Origin of the sequence: Lactobacillus sp. (assembly GCF_051893255.1) — a bacterium.
GTDB lineage: Bacteria > Bacillota > Bacilli > Lactobacillales > Lactobacillaceae > Lactobacillus.
Genome location: NZ_JBJFHB010000075.1, coordinates 11,284 through 25,589, shown reverse-complemented (window position 1 = coordinate 25,589; position 14,306 = coordinate 11,284). Strand labels below are relative to the sequence as shown.

Here is a 14,306-nt window from a genome sequence, read left to right as displayed (position 1 = left end):
AGATTTAAAATAGTTACCAAAAAATGCGCAAATCACCAAAAAAGCCTTCCCACAGGGGAAGGCTTTCCTACTTATTTCATCGAAATCGCCAAAGTAGCAGCGATAATCAGCATAATGGCAATATAGTCAACTGGCAGCAAGACCAGGCCAAAGATCAGAACCGAACCAATCGTAGAGGCCACCGGTTCAAAGGCGTCCAGCAGCGACACGACAGCGGGGGAGAGGTGAACGAGCGCTTCGTTCATCCAAACAAACGGAACGATAGTGCCCAGGATCAAGACAAAGGCCAGGCCCAGCCACAAGCGCCAATCGCCGAAGGGGATGCCTGCAATATTTTGCGGCAGGGCCATCAGGGCAATCCCGCTGACCAGCATCCCCCAGCCGCTCACCGTCATCGATGAGTACTTTTTTACCAGAGGCGTCGGAATCGTGTTGCTCGTCGCCACACCCACGGCTGACAAGAGCCCGAACAAGAGGGCTAGCGGGGAAATCCGCAGGTCGTGGATGTTCCCATGCGTTGCTAGCAAAAAGACTCCGCCAAATCCGGCAATAGCTGAGATGAAGTCAAGTGGCCGCAGGACCTGCTTCTTAGTCGCCGCCAAATAGCCTAAGATGAAAAATGGCCCCAAGAACTGGATGACCGTTGCCATCGCCGCGTTTGACAGCTGGACGCATTCGTAAAAGGCAAACTGGACTGGCAAAATACCCAAGATCCCGTAAGCAATCATCCGCAAGGTCGTGTCCTTGTGCTTCCACACGTCCATGGGCTCATGCCTGTTCAGCTGAGCCAGCACAATCAAGATTAAGCCAGCCACAATCATCCGGAACTGCGAAATCCAGACCGCGTTGATGTGGGGGCTGAGGTTGAACAGCCCCTTGACGACCAGCCCCGACGCCCCCCAGAGGGTGGTGCCTAGGCCCACCTTGATCGTTGCGACCGTCTTCTCATTCAAATTAACAAAACTCTTTTCTTCCATCGTTGCCCCAATTCTTTTTAGTCAAAATACCTTTACAATTATACGATTAATGGAGTCGCTTTTAAACCACATTTTTCTTGACGCCGCTTTACTAGTTCCACACTTGTGGTAAACTTAGGCTTAGTTCAATAATAATTTTGCTTTTTAAAAAAGGAGAAACAAACATGAGTGAAAAACTGTTAGTTGTAACGACCGAACACATCCCTGGCCATAACTACGAAGTCCTGGGCGAAGTCTTTGGCGTGACCACCCAGTCACGGGATGCCATCTCTGACTTCGGCGCCGGCTTGAAGAGTTTTTTTGGAGGGGAAATCAAGGGCTACACCAAGATGTTGCAAACTTCCCGGGAAGTTGCCTTGGAGCGTCTGCGCGTCGAAGCAGAAAACATGGACGCTGATGCCGTGGTCATGATGCGCTTTGACTCCGGCTCCATCGGCGAAGACATGCAATCCGTCGTCGCCTACGGCACGGCTGTCAAGTTCGTGGATTAGCCGAAGAGCTTAAATCGCTAACGAAAAAATCGCTTCCCATTTGGGAGGCGATTTACTTTTTTCTAGATTAAAATTGCGATCTCCAGTTGAGTCTTTTTTATACCGGATTATTAAAAAAGTGGCCGTGGTTGAGTAAGTTTTTTCCAAAAGATTAAAAAATAGCCAGCAGTTGAGTAAATTTACTTTCCAATTATGAAAAAAGCCGTCGCAGTTGAGTCAATTATGGCGCAAATTATTAAAAAGCAGCTGTTAGTTGAGTAAAAAGCTGCCGACCAGCCGATCAAAACTTAAACCCCTTCTGGAAGATCGGCGTTTGCCGCAGGTCGTAAACAAAGCCATCAATTGGCGTAATCGCAAAGGGCCGCAGTAGTTCCCGCCGCTCCGACTCAGTCTTGTTAATTTCAAGCATTTCCGGGTGAGACGCGTAGATCAAGTCAAGGTAGGACAAGTCGACTTCTTCCACGGTCCCGTTCAAGGTGAAGCCCACGCTAGACATGGTTTCCTCACCCTTGAGCGCCGTGATCGACACATAAGGCTGACTGTGCAGTCTCTGGTAAAAAGCCTTCTGGTAAGTCGTCGCAAAGTAGAGCTTGCCGTCCTTTTCCAGCTCAATGTCTGCAACATTGCTAAAGGGACGACCATCTGCAATGGTCGCAAAAACTACAGACTGGAAGGCAGCGGGGATCAGGGACAGGAATTCTGATTTTGATAGACTATTGTCTAACATTGGTACTTGTTTGCGCATCTTTTTCTCCTTGTGATAAATGAAATAATTAATATTACATCTAAATCTTACTCTATTTGCTTCAAAAGTGCAATAAAAAACAGCCCTAACAGGCTGTTTTTCTTAGTTTAGCTTAGCCAATAATTCCTTTAAGAAGTCTTTGGCGCTGCCAACTACCTTGTAGTCGCTGAGGTCCAGAATCAAGGCGTTAGGATTGATGTTGACAGAAACGATTTCCTTAGCTCCGGTAATACCGTAAGTGTATTGCGGAGCACCAGCAATCCCCAAGTTGATCAAAAAGTCTGGAGCAATCTTGTGGCTGTTGACGCCGAGTTGCTGGCCGCGGTTAAAGTGCTGGCCAACCAAAGGCCGAGTAACGCCGACCATCCCGTTCAGCTTTTTAGCGGCTGCTTCAGCCAGGGCGATGGTTTCTGGGTCGTTAGCCCCGCGGCCAAGAGCAAAGACAACCTTGGCACTTGGCAATTGTGGACCAGCTTGAGAAGCGCTTGATACAGCATCAACTGAAGCGTTTGAAGCAGCGCCAGCTTCCTTTGCAGCCAAGAGGGCAGGGAGGATTTCGTCAATGCTGGTCAATTCCTTAGCATCCCGATATTGCTTTGGTACAGGCACGTCGGCCATTTCTGCATTGGCGATTTCGGTGTACATCTTTTCCAAAGTACCTTCAGCAATTTCCATGGCGCGGGCGTCACGGATCAGGTGTTCTGGGGCAAATTCAGCACTGTAGCCGTAGCCGCCCATGATTTGCAAAAGCAAGTCGCCAGTTTCAACGGCTGCTTGACTGCCGAAGCACTTTGCCATTGCGGAGTCTTCCATGTATGGTTCACCAGCGTCTTTTCTGCGGGCAGCTTCTTGGTAAACCAAGCGGGTCAATTCCTTGTTGGTTGCCATCTTGGTCAGCTTGTAGTGGGTTACCTGCATGTCTTTCAAGAGGGTGTCACCAGAGTAGCGCTTAGCCACGTAGTTCTTGGCAATGTCCAAGGCATGTTCTTGAATCCCAGCCAAAACGGCACCCATCAAGTAGCGGGCATCGTCGTGGGCGTTGTTGGCAATTTCCAGGCCTTGGCCAACCTTGCCTAAAAGGTTTTCTTCGCCAACTTCAATATGGTCCATGACCACTTCCCCGCAAGGAATCCCGCGCAAGCCGATGAAGCGTTCAACGTAGCCAAAGGAAAAGCCTGGCATGCCCTTGTCCACGATGAAGACTGAGTATTCGTTAGGACCAGTTTTGACGTTAACCGAGTAAACCTGCGCCAAGGTCCCGTTGGTGATCATGACCTTGTCACCGGAAATGATCCACTTGTCGCCTTTTTTCACAGCGTAGGATTGGTGCTTGCTTGGGTTTGAGCCGCTTTCTGGTTCCGTGTTAGAAAAGCCCAAAATTGCCTGCATCCCCCAAGGGAAGTACTTAGCCTTGGCAGCTTCAGTCCCGTACTTGGCAATTTGGTCACAGCTCTTGTAGTGGCCTTCCAGCATGACGCCGACACTGGCGTTAGCCTTGGCAATGATGTTGACGATCTTTCCGCTAGTCACAGCAGAAAAGCCCAAGCCGCCGTATTCCTTAGGAATTCTTACCTTCAACAGGTCAAAGTCAACCACCTTTTGGAACAAGCCATTTGGCAGCTTGGCTGCCCGGTCGATTTGCAGGTCAAAAGGCGCAATGTTCTTCTTGGCAAATTCCGCCACGTCAGCTAAGTATTTCTCTTCAATTTCCACAGTCATAAGATTCTCCTCAATAATTTATCGTACTTTAAATCGCTTACATCATTAATCCTAGCACGACTAAGAGAATTATTCAATCAATTTCAGATAACACTTTAATTAAATTTAAAAGTTATTAGGAAAATCCTATATAATTTACTGTATGCTTTTAGCCTCAAGCTTGCGGAATTCGTAGATCACCAGCCAGCTGGACCAGAGAGCGCACAGGCTGCGGGCAATCAGGTCTGCCCAGGCAAAAGATCCGCTGCCGACTGGCCGCAGCATCAAATAGTTCAAGATCAGCTGCAGGATTAACTGCCCGACGTTGCAATAGAGGTATTCCTTCATCAAAACCATGCTGCGGAGCATGGCCTCGTTCAAGAACTTAGCGATGGACACCAGCTGGATGCCGATAAAGAGGTACATGTAGTTTTTGAAAAAGGCGTACGCCCCAGGGTTTTGACTAGGATCAAAGAAGAGCTCGCTCAGCATCCGCATGCCCGGAATGGAAAAAATGCTAAAGGCCACAACATAGATTAGTGAATAGCGGGTGCAGAAGCGGTAGACTTTTTTCACCATCGGATAATCCTCGGCAGCCAAGCCTTGAGCCGCCAGCAGGGTCAGAGTTTGGGCAAAGCCGACCAGGATGATCCGCGCCACGCTCATTAATTTGACCACTGAGACGTAGCCCAGGATGACCTCTTTCCCAAAAGGGTTGACCCAGGCCTGGACCAGGGTCGAGGAGAAGGTGATGGCGAATTGCTGAAAAATGGTCGGGATGGCGATGGCCAGGATTTCCTTGACCCGGCTAAAGGTTAGACTTGGCTTAATGGAAAAAGTTTCATCATCCTTCTTGCTCAGCTGGTAAACCAGGTGGAGGGTCACCAGCATGACGATCCCTTGGGCGACCACGGTGGCCAGGGCCGACCCCGCCACTCCCAGCTTGAAGCCCATGATAAAGAGCAGGTTGAGGGCCAGGTTTAGGGCACTGGATGCAGTCAAGAGGGCAAAGGAGGTCTTGGCCCGTTCATTAGCGATGAGCACTGCCCTCGCCACATCGTAAAAGTAAATGATTGGCAGACCCAGCAAGTAGACTCTGCCATAGGTCAGTGCATCAGCCATCATCGAGCTTGGCACGGCCATCATCTGATAAATCGCCGGCAGGCTAAACCAGGCAACGAAAACTAGCCCGGTACCGATTAGCCCGCTCAAGGCGATAGTATCCCGGGCCATGGCCAGCCGCTCTTTAGTCTTGCCTTGGCCTAGCAGCCGCGACACCATGACGTCCACGGCCATCTCAAAGCCGCCAGACCCGACTAAAAAGAGCATGACGACGTTGGCGGCATTGCCGACAGCTGCCAGAGGCTCCGCCCCCAGGTAGCGGCCGATGATGGTCATATCGATCAGGCTGTAGAGCTGCTGGACGAAGAGCTCGCCGATAATAGGCAGGCTGAACAGCCAGATTTTTTGATTTAACGTTCTTTCTTTGACATTTGCAGTCATTCTTTATCATTCCTCCTTGATCTGTTAAGATAAGCTTAAAGTATGACCTTAGGGCACAGTCAAGGAGGAAAGATGGATTTACTGTCAACTGGCGCTTTTGCCAACATGTGCAAGGTTACGAAGAAGACCCTATATTTTTATGAAAAAAAGGGGTTGCTCAAACCAGCCGTGGTCAAGGACAACGGCTACCGGTATTACCGAATTGAACAGGTGGACCAGATGGCGACGATTCGCTTGCTGGAAATCTTAGGCTCCAGCCTGGACGAAGTGGGCGACTTTTTTCAATTAGACGATTTAGCCAAAAGAAGCCGTTACCTGCAGGAAAAAGAAGATGCAGTCAAAGGGCAGATGCGGCAACTGGGACGCATTCGGGACAGCCTGAACTTTTACCAAGATCGGCTGCAGGACTTTGTCAATTTAGGTACAGGCAAGATTGCTGAAGAAGAGCTGGATGAGGAAGAATTGGAATTAATCAAGTTCCAACACGGCGTGGCCCTCACCCCCATCACCTACGGCCCCCGCTACGGGGGGATGGTGGGGGACTTTGAAAAGCCCATAATTACCAGCTTTTTTAAGGTCGTCCCCAAAGGTGAAGGCAACTGCATCAAGCCTAGCGGCCGCTATCTGTACTTTTATGAAGAAGTGGACAATGACGGGGTAGCCAGTGGCATCGTACCCGCCCTGGCCAAATTGCAGGCAGCTGGTCCGGTTGTTGCGCCCCTTTTTCAGGAGGACTTCTCCAGTTCGGTCTTAGGTCGGTCCGGGTCGATTGTTATCAAGTACTCCGCCCGCCTAGGGGAGGAGGAAAAAGGAGGGGTATGTTAGGCTAACGAGATTTTTGGAATACTACCTGTCAGATAGGACATAAGGGAGAAGCAAATCTAGAAAATCAGCTCAGATGCAATAGTGGCGTGACAAATTAACAAATATGGAAAAGATAAACAAAGCGGCAACTTCTAAATATAAAAAAGTTCCCGAAAAATCAACATTCCTGGGAACTTTTCAAATCGTAGCCTCTATTCTTCTGTCATTAAAATTACTGTTTTAAAGAAACTAAACCATGGATTTACCTTGTCGATCCGGCAGTGGTATCGGTGGAGTGAGTCGCACTTTTTAGTAACTACTGCAAGCTAGCCTTGATATCTGGCCATTCCTCAGCCAGCACCGCGTAGTGGTTGCAATCGTGGTAGCCGTCTTTAAGGATCAAGCGGCCGTGCAAAGTGCCTTCAAGCCGCATGCCGCAGCGCTGAGCTACGCCATTGCTTGGCAAGTTGTCAGCCGCGCACTCCAGGTAAACCCGGTGCAAGCCGTATTCGTCAAAAGCGATGTCCAGCAGAGCTTGAACCGCTCTGGTCATAATCCCGTGTCCGCGGAAACTTTTGCCTAAAAAGTAGCCGACATCAGCTTCCAGGTTCCTTTTCCGAATCTTATTTAAGCTGATGTTGCCAGCCAGGCGACCGTGGTACCAAATGAACAAGTTTAAGGACGTCCCAGCCGCAAAGCCGTTCAGGTCGTTTTGGATAGTAGGTAATTCATCGTCAATTGACTGCACGTGGTCAACCCATGGTAAAAATCTTCCAAGGTCGTCACGATCTGCATCAATCAAGGCGTAGAGCTCATCAACATCGCTCAGCCGCGGCAGAGCTAATTTAATTTCGTCATCAACTTTGTAGCTAAACATTTTTTCCTCAAATAAGTCGTCAAACAATAAATTGAAACAAAAACTAAGTAAGTTTAATTGCCTTAAGTATAACATGCTGAAGCAGATCCTGACAGTCGACCAGCGCCACCTCTCTTGATTCTTTTTACTTCACTTTACATAATATGTATTATTGGAACTAGTGTCTTAAAAGAAGAAGCGCTGCCCTCGCAGCGCTTCTTCCTAGTTCACAATGGCTGTGAACTTGTCGTCTGATTTTGAGTTGTGGGATCAGCTGCCACCGTTGTCTTCGGAATCTTGATGTTGGCCGCTTTGATGTACAGGCCAACCCCGATCGACCAGTACTTGGACTTGCCGCCGTACTTGAGCCGGCGAGCGCCGCCATACAAGGTCACCGAGCCATTTTTGACCAAAGAGCCCAGGTATTTGCGGCGAATGCCTTTGCTGTTATAGATATAGCTGTTGTGCTTGAGCTGGACATCTAGACCAATCACGTTCATGTAAGCCACGTACTTATTGTTTCCGATCATGATATATGGCTTGTCGTTGACGTAAATCAAGTTGCTGTGGCACAAAACTGCCTTGCCAGCCGTAATCTTCTTGACTTTCAGCCGGTTGCCGGTCTGGTCATAGACATAGCTGTTGACCATGGCCGTCTTATAGTAAGTCTCATCATCCGCGCTGGCTGCTTTAGCGCCGCAAGCGCCGATCCCAGCCAAAAGGCCTAGACCGCAAGCAAGTTTTGCTAACTGTCTAGGCTTGATTTTTTGACTAAAATTTTTTCTACTCAAATTCATCCGATCACTTGACTCTAGTCCGCAATTTCAACAGTTTCCATGACTACGGCTTCAAGTGGCTTGTCGTTGCCATCCTTATCAACCTTAGCGATTTCGTCAACGACGTCCATACCGTCGATGACTTGGCCAAAAACCGTATGACGGTGGTCCAGCCATGGCGTACCACCTTGCTTGTAAACCTTAACGACTTCTTCTGGGTATTGGGCTTCGCGCAGTTGTTGAATGAAGCGCTTAGGCATGTTCTTGTTTTGCACGATGAAGAATTGTGAGCCGTTGGTGTTAGGACCGGCGTTGGCCATGGACAAGGCACCGCGGATGTTGAACAAGTTGTTGACGAATTCATCTTCAAAGTTGTGACCCCAAATGGAGTGACCGCCAGCACCAGTGCCGTCTGGGTCCCCGCCTTGAATCATGAAGTCGCTAATCACCCGGTGGAAGGTTACGCCGTCGTAGTAGCCTTCCTTGGCTAATCTAACGAAGTTTTCAACCGTCATTGGGGCTTCATCTGGGAAAAGTTGGATCACGATGTCCCCGTGGTTGGTCTTGATGGTGGCCTTTGGCCCCTTCACTTGGTCTAAGTGTAATTGCGGAAAGAATTCAGTTTCTGCCATTGCTAAAAATGCTCCTTGCGTTAAAAAATTATTCTAACCAATTATAGCATTTACCGCCCTCTTTTGCCCAAAAGCTGATCGACAAATTAGGCAAGATCCGCGAAGTACTGCTTTAAGCGCTTAGCAACTTCAAAGAGCTTTTCATCGCTAGCCGCATATGATAAGCGGACGTAGCCCTCTGACCCGGCCCCAAAGACCGAGCCTGGGATGAGGCCCACCTTAGCCTTCTTGGCCAGGTCGACCGCAAAGGCAAAGTCGTCGGTCCCAAACTTTTCCGGAATCTTGGCAAAAATGTAGAAGGCCCCTTCTGGTCTGGTGACCTCAAAGCCCATTTCAGCCAGTTCTCCAAGCAAAAAGTCGCGTCTACGCTTGTAGGCTTCTCTAAAGACGATTGGATCATCTAAACCCTTGGTCAAGGCTTCGATCGCGGCATCTTGAGCCAAGTTGTCCACGCAAGTTACCAAAAAGCTGTGAACCTTGGTAACCTTGGCCATGACGGCCGCGGGTCCTGCCAAGTAGCCCAGCCGGTAACCAGTCATGGCGTGAGACTTGGACAGGCCGCTAACCAAGAGCACTTGCCCAGGAATCATGCTGGCCAAAGAAAAGTGCTCATGGTCAAAAGTAAGCTCGCTGTAGATTTCGTCGCAAATGGCCAACAGGTGGTGCTTCTTAATCACGGCAGCTAAGGCTTCCAGTTCTTCTTTTGTATATGTCTTCCCTGTCGGGTTGCAAGGGTAGTTGAGGATGATCGCCTTAGCTCTTTCCCCGCTAGCCACAATCGCCGTTTCCAGCTGCTCAGGCGTCAGGGTGAAGTCGCTACCTGACGTATCAATCATCACCACTTCCCCGCCGGCCATTTCGGTGTTGGTGAAGTAAAGGGAAAAGGCTGGAGTCGGAATCAAGACCTTGTCGCCGGGATTCAAAAGGCCGATTAAAGCCGCAGAGATGGCTTCCGTGGCCCCATCGGTCACGATGATTTCCCCATTTGGCTCATAGTCCACTCCCCGACTTTTTTTGAGATAAGCCGCAATAGCTTGTCTTAGTTCCAATTTGCCGGCTGAAGGGCCATAGTGGGAGTCGTCGGCCTGGACCCCGCGAATTACTGCTTCTTTTACATGGTCTGGTACGGCGAAGTCGGGTTCACCCAGAGTGAGCTTGATAATACCGGGAATTTGGGAAATTTCGTTGTCAAAGGCCCGAATGGCTGAAGGGGCGATCTGGGCTAGGACCTGGTTGCCCAAGGGGCGCAAGTTAGGATCTGCTGCTGGCATCTGTATACCTGATTTCTTTTCTAAAAAATGGTCGATGATCGATTACTACAAAATATTCTCTAAGCCGACATAAAGCTGATCAAGGTCACTAGCCTTTTCCAAGGCCACCTTGACCCCGCTCATGAAGCTGGAGCGGTCAAAGGAGTCCTGCCGGATGGTCAAGGCTTCACCAGGGCCGCCAAAAAGCACTTGTTCGTGGGCCACGTAGCCTGGCAGGCGGACGGAGTGGATCTTGATCCCCTCATAGTCGCCCCCGCGGGCCCCAGGCAAGGTTTCCACGCTATTTGGCGCTTTCCTGTCTGACACTTCCGCAATCATCTTGGCGGTCGCCAGGGCCGTGCCGGACGGAGCATCCTTTTTATCAGCGTGGTGCATTTCGATGATTTCCACATCTGGGAAGTACTTGGCAGCTTCTTTAGCAAACTTCATTAAGAGAACCGCTGACATACCAAAGTTTGGGGCAATGAGGCCGCCTAAGCCCTGTGTTTGAGCCAGGTCTTTTAGCTCAGCCTCTTGCTGGTCAGTCAAACCGGTCGTACCGACAATCGGCGTAAAGCCATGTTCCAGGGCAAACTTGACATTTTGGTAAACCGAGCTTGGCAGCGTAAAGTCAACCCAGACATCGGCCACGCCCACTTCCACCTGGTCCAGGCTGGTGTACATGGGGGTGCCGGCTGCTAAGCCGTAATCTTCTGGATTTTGGCTGGTCAAGCGGTGGGCCAAACCAGCCGTAATTTCAACTCCTGGCATCCCCTTAACCAGCTTCACGACCTCCTGCCCCATTGATCCGGCAAATCCTGCTAAAAGTACTCTGGTCATCGAACGATTTTTCCTTTCTTTTTTAAAAAATAGTATTTCTCTGATTACTTGTGTTTTTATCTTTAAGCAAGCTTTCTAGCTAAAGGGCCAAGCAAGGCATCACTGGCAAGACCTAGGTGCAGAGCCAAGTTTTCCTTTTCTTCATCATTGAGCGGCACAAGTGGCAGGCGGCATCCCCCGACTTGGTAGCCTTGGGCATTAAGAACCGCCTTCACTGGTGATGGGGATGGGTACATGAACAAGGCATTCATCTTTGGCGTCAGCCATCTCTGCATGGCGCCGGCTGCGGCGTAGTCCCCGGCGTAGAGGTCATCGTACATTTGCCGCATTTGCCGGCAATAGAGGTGGGTAGCAACTGAAATGACGCCGGCTGCGCCTAAGACGCGAGCCGACAGGGCTTGGGCGTCTTCACCCGTAAAGACAGCGAAGTCGCTTGGGGCTTCGGTCACCAGCTGCTCGATTTCTTCAATAGACGCACATTGCTTGATCCCTGCGATATTTGGATGCTGAGCTAGTTGCAAAATGGTTGATACATCCATCTTGACACCGGTTCTGCCGGGGATGTTGTAGATCACGACCGGCAAGTTGACGCTGCCAGCGACTGCGGTAAAGTGAGCGACCATGGAGCGTTGGTTAGGCTTGTTGTATGGCGGAACGACGACCAAAGCATAGTCGATGCCAGGAATTGCCGCAACTTCGTTAGTAAAGGCGATCGTTTCCTTAGTGTTGTTGGAGCCAGTCCCAGCGATGATGACTGCGCGCCCGTCCACGATTTGACTAAAGCGGGTATAGAGCTCAATCTTTTCGTCATGGGTCAAGGTTGGGGTTTCCCCGGTCGTGCCGCCGATGACAAAGCCATTTGAGCCTTGCTCAATCAGGTCGTTGGTCAGTTCTTCCAAGGTATTGAAGTCGATCTCGTCGTCTTCGGTAAATGGTGTAATGATTGCGGTCATTAAGTCTGCGTCTTGTAGTCTCATTTTTTTGCCTCGTTTTTTTGTAAAAAGTCTCTTCGATAATTTTCGGTATTTGGTATTTTTAATTTTTCTAGATTATCCTTGCGCCATCCGGTATGCCAAAAAGCCGGTAATGGCTTGTACACCCTTGTAAATTGCTGCTTCTTTTGGCGTAAAGGTGGCTGAGTGGAGACTGGAATCGTCGTCCACGCCCAGCCAGAACATGGTTCCCGGGATCTTATTCAGCAAAAAGCCGAAGTCTTCCCCGGTCATGGCGGGTGCCGTTTCGATGTAGTCGACGTCTTCAGCATCCCTCATATAGGAAATAAAGTTTTTGGTAAGTTCCGGATTATTCTCTACCGGCCAGTAGCCGCCTTGGTTGAATTCTGGCGTCACCTTGACCCCGTAGCTGAGGGCCACCCCCTGGCAGACCTCCTTGATCCGGTCAATGATTTTTTCAATCATGGCCTGGGTCAATCCCCTAATCGTACCTTCGATCCGGGCGTGGTCTGCGATCACGTTTCTAATGTGCCCAGCTTCCAGCTTGCCAAAAGTGATTACCCCGCTTTCGATCGGGTCAATGCTTCTAGAAATAATGGTTTGAATCTGCAGGATCAAGCTGGCAAGTGCCACTACCGAGTCTTTGGCCTTTTGCGGAAAAGCAGCGTGCCCGCCCTTGCCTGCAATCTCAATATTGACCTCGCAGGTTCCGGCAAACAGGGTTCCTTGCCGGCAGCCAATGGCGCCTGCCGGCAAATCGGGCTTGTCGTGGAGGCCATAGAACTCGTCAACCTGAAAGTCTCCGGTAAAAAGTCCTAAGTTATATGCCTTCATCCCGCCGCTTTCGCTTTCTTCAGCTGGCTGGAAAAAGAAGACCAGGTTGTCTTTAGGCTGCTTTTCACTAAAGTAACTAAGGATCCCGAGGGCCACGCTCATGTGGATGTCGTGCCCGCAAGCGTGCATGATGCCGGGGTGGGTGGATTTATAAGGAAGGCCCGTATCTTCTTCCACCGGCAAGGCGTCGATATCGGCTCGGTAGCCGATATTTCTTTGGGGGTCGCTGCCCTTGACCAAAACCAGCAAAGCCGTTGGCAGTTCGCTAGGTTCTTTGACTAGCAGATGGTCCTGCTTCAGTTCCTGGACCTTTTTTAATAAAAAGTCGTGGGTCTCGCGCTCCTTTAAGGCGAGTTCCGGGATCTGGTGCAAGTGTCTTCTGATTGCAAGCAATTCACTTTCGCTAAAAACTGCCATTGGTCTGCCTCTTGTCTTTCTACCTATCTTTTGCTAGCTTTTCTCTATTTTTTTAAAAAAACTACAGCTTTCTCAAGTCTTCCTCTAAACCGGTCTTGCTAGTGGTCTTTTCGTCAACTTCCTTGATGACTCTGGCAGGGACACCGGCGACCACCACGCCGGCTGGAACGTCTTTAGTTACGACTGCGCCAGCGGCAACAACTGACCCTTGGCCGACGTGAACGCCCTCTAGGACAACGGCGTTAGCCCCGATCAAGACGTTATCGTCGATTCTGACTGGCAAGGCGCTGGCTGGTTCAACCACGCCGGCTAAAACTGTCCCGGCCCCGATGTGGCAGTTCTTGCCGACCGTGGCCCGGCCACCTAGGACTGCTCCCATGTCGATCATGGTCCCTTCGCCGATCACGGAGCCGATGTTGATGATGGCCCCCATCATGATCACGGCGTTATCGCCAATTGAGACCTTGTCCCGGATGATGGCTCCGGGTTCGATCCGGGCGTTGATTTCCTTTAAGTCGAGCAGCGGCACCGCGGAGTTGCGGGTGATGTTTTCTACGCGAACCCCAGCAAAATCAGCTTCATGTTCTGCCAAAAATGGCTTAACGACTGCCCAGTCGCCAAAGATTACACCGGATTGGTCATTTACGTAAGGATCGATCCCTTCTGGGAAGGCAACTTCAGTCAAGTTTTCCCCCCGCAGGTAAACCTTTACTGGGGTTTGCTTCTGGGCATTGCCGATGTAGTTGATGATGGCTTGGGCGTCTAATTCAGTCATGGATACTTCCTCTGCTTTCTGTATACTCAGATAATTATTTTTTCGAAGAGGCAAAAAAACTCCAGATTGCTTAACAATCTGGAGTACGAAAAATCTAAATGAGTTAATTCCGTCAAATTGCAAGCTCAACGCAAGAAACCTTGCGACAGTCTATTGCCTCTTCAGCAATAGCCCAGCTCTCCCGCATCGCCGGTGCGGGCGCTTCGGCAGCATCCCCTTTCAGCTAGATCATCGCCTGGCGGGCTTTTCTAGCTTACTCTTGTCAGCTGCGCCTCTTCAATTTGCCATTAGTTTATAATTTCTAATTCATCTTGTCAACGACTTTTACTCACTTTTTCTGCATATTTCTTATGCAAAAGTTAGCTGATGCCTTGATTTAATGCGGCATATCCGCTTTGAAAATATTTGGCAAAAATTTTTTTTGCATTTTATGAAAATTAATGGTACATTCCTACTTAGCCAAGCTTAATTTTAAATTAAAGCTTTTCGCAAATTTAGAGAAAGTGTGTGTAGCGCATGAAAGTTGTAAAGTTCGGCGGCAGCTCCTTAGCGAGCGGCAAGAGCGTCAAGAACGCTTTAAAGATTATCCTGGCAGACCCAGAAAGACAAGTTGTAGTAACTTCTGCGCCAGGCAAACGGTTCAGTGACGACATTAAGGTGACTGACCTGTTAATAAAATACGCAAATGAAGTTCTCAAGGGTAAAAGTAACCAGGAAACCGCCGAAACAATTTTTCAGCGCTATGTCCAAATTGC

At 49.7% G+C, this 14,306-nt stretch carries 15 protein-coding genes and 1 riboswitch; of the genes, 3 read left to right on the top strand and 12 right to left on the bottom strand.

Going from position 1 to position 14,306, the window contains the following annotated elements:
- Positions 1-71: 71 nt before the first annotated feature.
- On the bottom strand, positions 72-977 hold the full coding sequence (locus ACI4WN_RS07080; protein WP_439777574.1) for a DMT family transporter: 906 nt from the start codon (positions 975-977) through the stop codon (positions 72-74).
- Between the two features lie 164 nt (positions 978-1,141).
- Here ACI4WN_RS07080 and ACI4WN_RS07075 point away from each other — a divergent pair, with 164 nt between their 5' ends.
- Positions 1,142-1,468 carry a heavy metal-binding domain-containing protein gene (locus ACI4WN_RS07075; RefSeq protein ID WP_009558365.1) on the top strand — a complete coding sequence of 109 codons (327 nt, stop codon included), beginning with the start codon at positions 1,142-1,144 and terminating at the stop codon, positions 1,466-1,468.
- 280 nt (positions 1,469-1,748) lie between these two features.
- Here the strand turns inward: ACI4WN_RS07075 and ACI4WN_RS07070 are convergent, their stop codons facing one another.
- The 3 genes from ACI4WN_RS07070 to ACI4WN_RS07060 form a co-directional block, all read right to left on the bottom strand.
- A complete protein-coding gene (locus ACI4WN_RS07070; protein ID WP_439777573.1) occupies positions 1,749-2,213 on the bottom strand; it encodes a pyridoxamine 5'-phosphate oxidase family protein in 465 nt (154 codons plus the stop codon).
- A gap of 102 nt (positions 2,214-2,315) precedes the next feature.
- Positions 2,316-3,932 (bottom strand): acyl-CoA dehydrogenase family protein, encoded by a 1,617-nt coding sequence (locus tag ACI4WN_RS07065; RefSeq protein ID WP_439777572.1) that lies wholly within the window; start codon positions 3,930-3,932, stop codon positions 2,316-2,318.
- Between the two features lie 135 nt (positions 3,933-4,067).
- Entirely contained in the window at positions 4,068-5,414 is a 1,347-nt protein-coding gene (locus ACI4WN_RS07060) for an MATE family efflux transporter (protein WP_439777571.1), read from the bottom strand.
- Between the two features lie 72 nt (positions 5,415-5,486).
- Between ACI4WN_RS07060 and ACI4WN_RS07055 the strand changes: the two genes are divergently transcribed.
- Positions 5,487-6,239, top strand: coding sequence for a MerR family transcriptional regulator (locus ACI4WN_RS07055; protein ID WP_439777570.1), 753 nt, complete (start codon positions 5,487-5,489; stop codon positions 6,237-6,239).
- A gap of 295 nt (positions 6,240-6,534) precedes the next feature.
- Here ACI4WN_RS07055 and ACI4WN_RS07050 read toward each other — a convergent pair whose 3' ends face one another.
- The 8 genes from ACI4WN_RS07050 to dapD all read right to left on the bottom strand — a co-directional run bounded on the left by ACI4WN_RS07050 (position 6,535) and on the right by dapD (position 13,551).
- The gene (locus ACI4WN_RS07050) at positions 6,535-7,095 is read right to left on the bottom strand and encodes a GNAT family N-acetyltransferase (RefSeq protein ID WP_412131124.1); all 561 of its coding nucleotides are present in this window, start codon (positions 7,093-7,095) and stop codon (positions 6,535-6,537) included.
- A gap of 206 nt (positions 7,096-7,301) precedes the next feature.
- Positions 7,302-7,871: an SLAP domain-containing protein gene (locus ACI4WN_RS07045; RefSeq protein WP_439777569.1), complete on the bottom strand. Its 570-nt coding sequence runs from the start codon at positions 7,869-7,871 to the stop codon at positions 7,302-7,304.
- A gap of 14 nt (positions 7,872-7,885) precedes the next feature.
- On the bottom strand, positions 7,886-8,482 hold the full coding sequence (locus ACI4WN_RS07040; protein ID WP_008461553.1) for a peptidylprolyl isomerase: 597 nt from the start codon (positions 8,480-8,482) through the stop codon (positions 7,886-7,888).
- Positions 8,483-8,568: 86 nt separating this feature from the next.
- The gene (locus ACI4WN_RS07035) at positions 8,569-9,753 is read right to left on the bottom strand and encodes an aminotransferase class I/II-fold pyridoxal phosphate-dependent enzyme (RefSeq protein ID WP_439777568.1); all 1,185 of its coding nucleotides are present in this window, start codon (positions 9,751-9,753) and stop codon (positions 8,569-8,571) included.
- Positions 9,754-9,798: 45 nt separating this feature from the next.
- Positions 9,799-10,572: a 4-hydroxy-tetrahydrodipicolinate reductase gene (gene dapB, locus ACI4WN_RS07030; protein ID WP_439777567.1), complete on the bottom strand. Its 774-nt coding sequence runs from the start codon at positions 10,570-10,572 to the stop codon at positions 9,799-9,801.
- A gap of 62 nt (positions 10,573-10,634) precedes the next feature.
- The gene (gene dapA, locus ACI4WN_RS07025; RefSeq protein ID WP_439777566.1) at positions 10,635-11,549 is read right to left on the bottom strand and encodes a 4-hydroxy-tetrahydrodipicolinate synthase; all 915 of its coding nucleotides are present in this window, start codon (positions 11,547-11,549) and stop codon (positions 10,635-10,637) included.
- Positions 11,550-11,621: 72 nt separating this feature from the next.
- On the bottom strand, positions 11,622-12,776 hold the full coding sequence (locus tag ACI4WN_RS07020; RefSeq protein ID WP_439777565.1) for an N-acetyldiaminopimelate deacetylase: 1,155 nt from the start codon (positions 12,774-12,776) through the stop codon (positions 11,622-11,624).
- A 61-nt stretch (positions 12,777-12,837) separates the two neighbouring features.
- On the bottom strand, positions 12,838-13,551 hold the full coding sequence (gene dapD / locus ACI4WN_RS07015) for a 2,3,4,5-tetrahydropyridine-2,6-dicarboxylate N-acetyltransferase (protein WP_439777564.1): 714 nt from the start codon (positions 13,549-13,551) through the stop codon (positions 12,838-12,840).
- 112 nt (positions 13,552-13,663) lie between these two features.
- A riboswitch (Lysine riboswitch) is annotated at positions 13,664-13,836 on the bottom strand.
- A 231-nt stretch (positions 13,837-14,067) separates the two neighbouring features.
- On the opposite strand from dapD, the gene ACI4WN_RS07010 reads away from it, so the two are divergent.
- Positions 14,068-14,306, top strand: a 239-nt coding sequence (locus tag ACI4WN_RS07010; protein ID WP_439777563.1) for an amino acid kinase family protein, incomplete at its 3' end; no start/stop codon positions are given.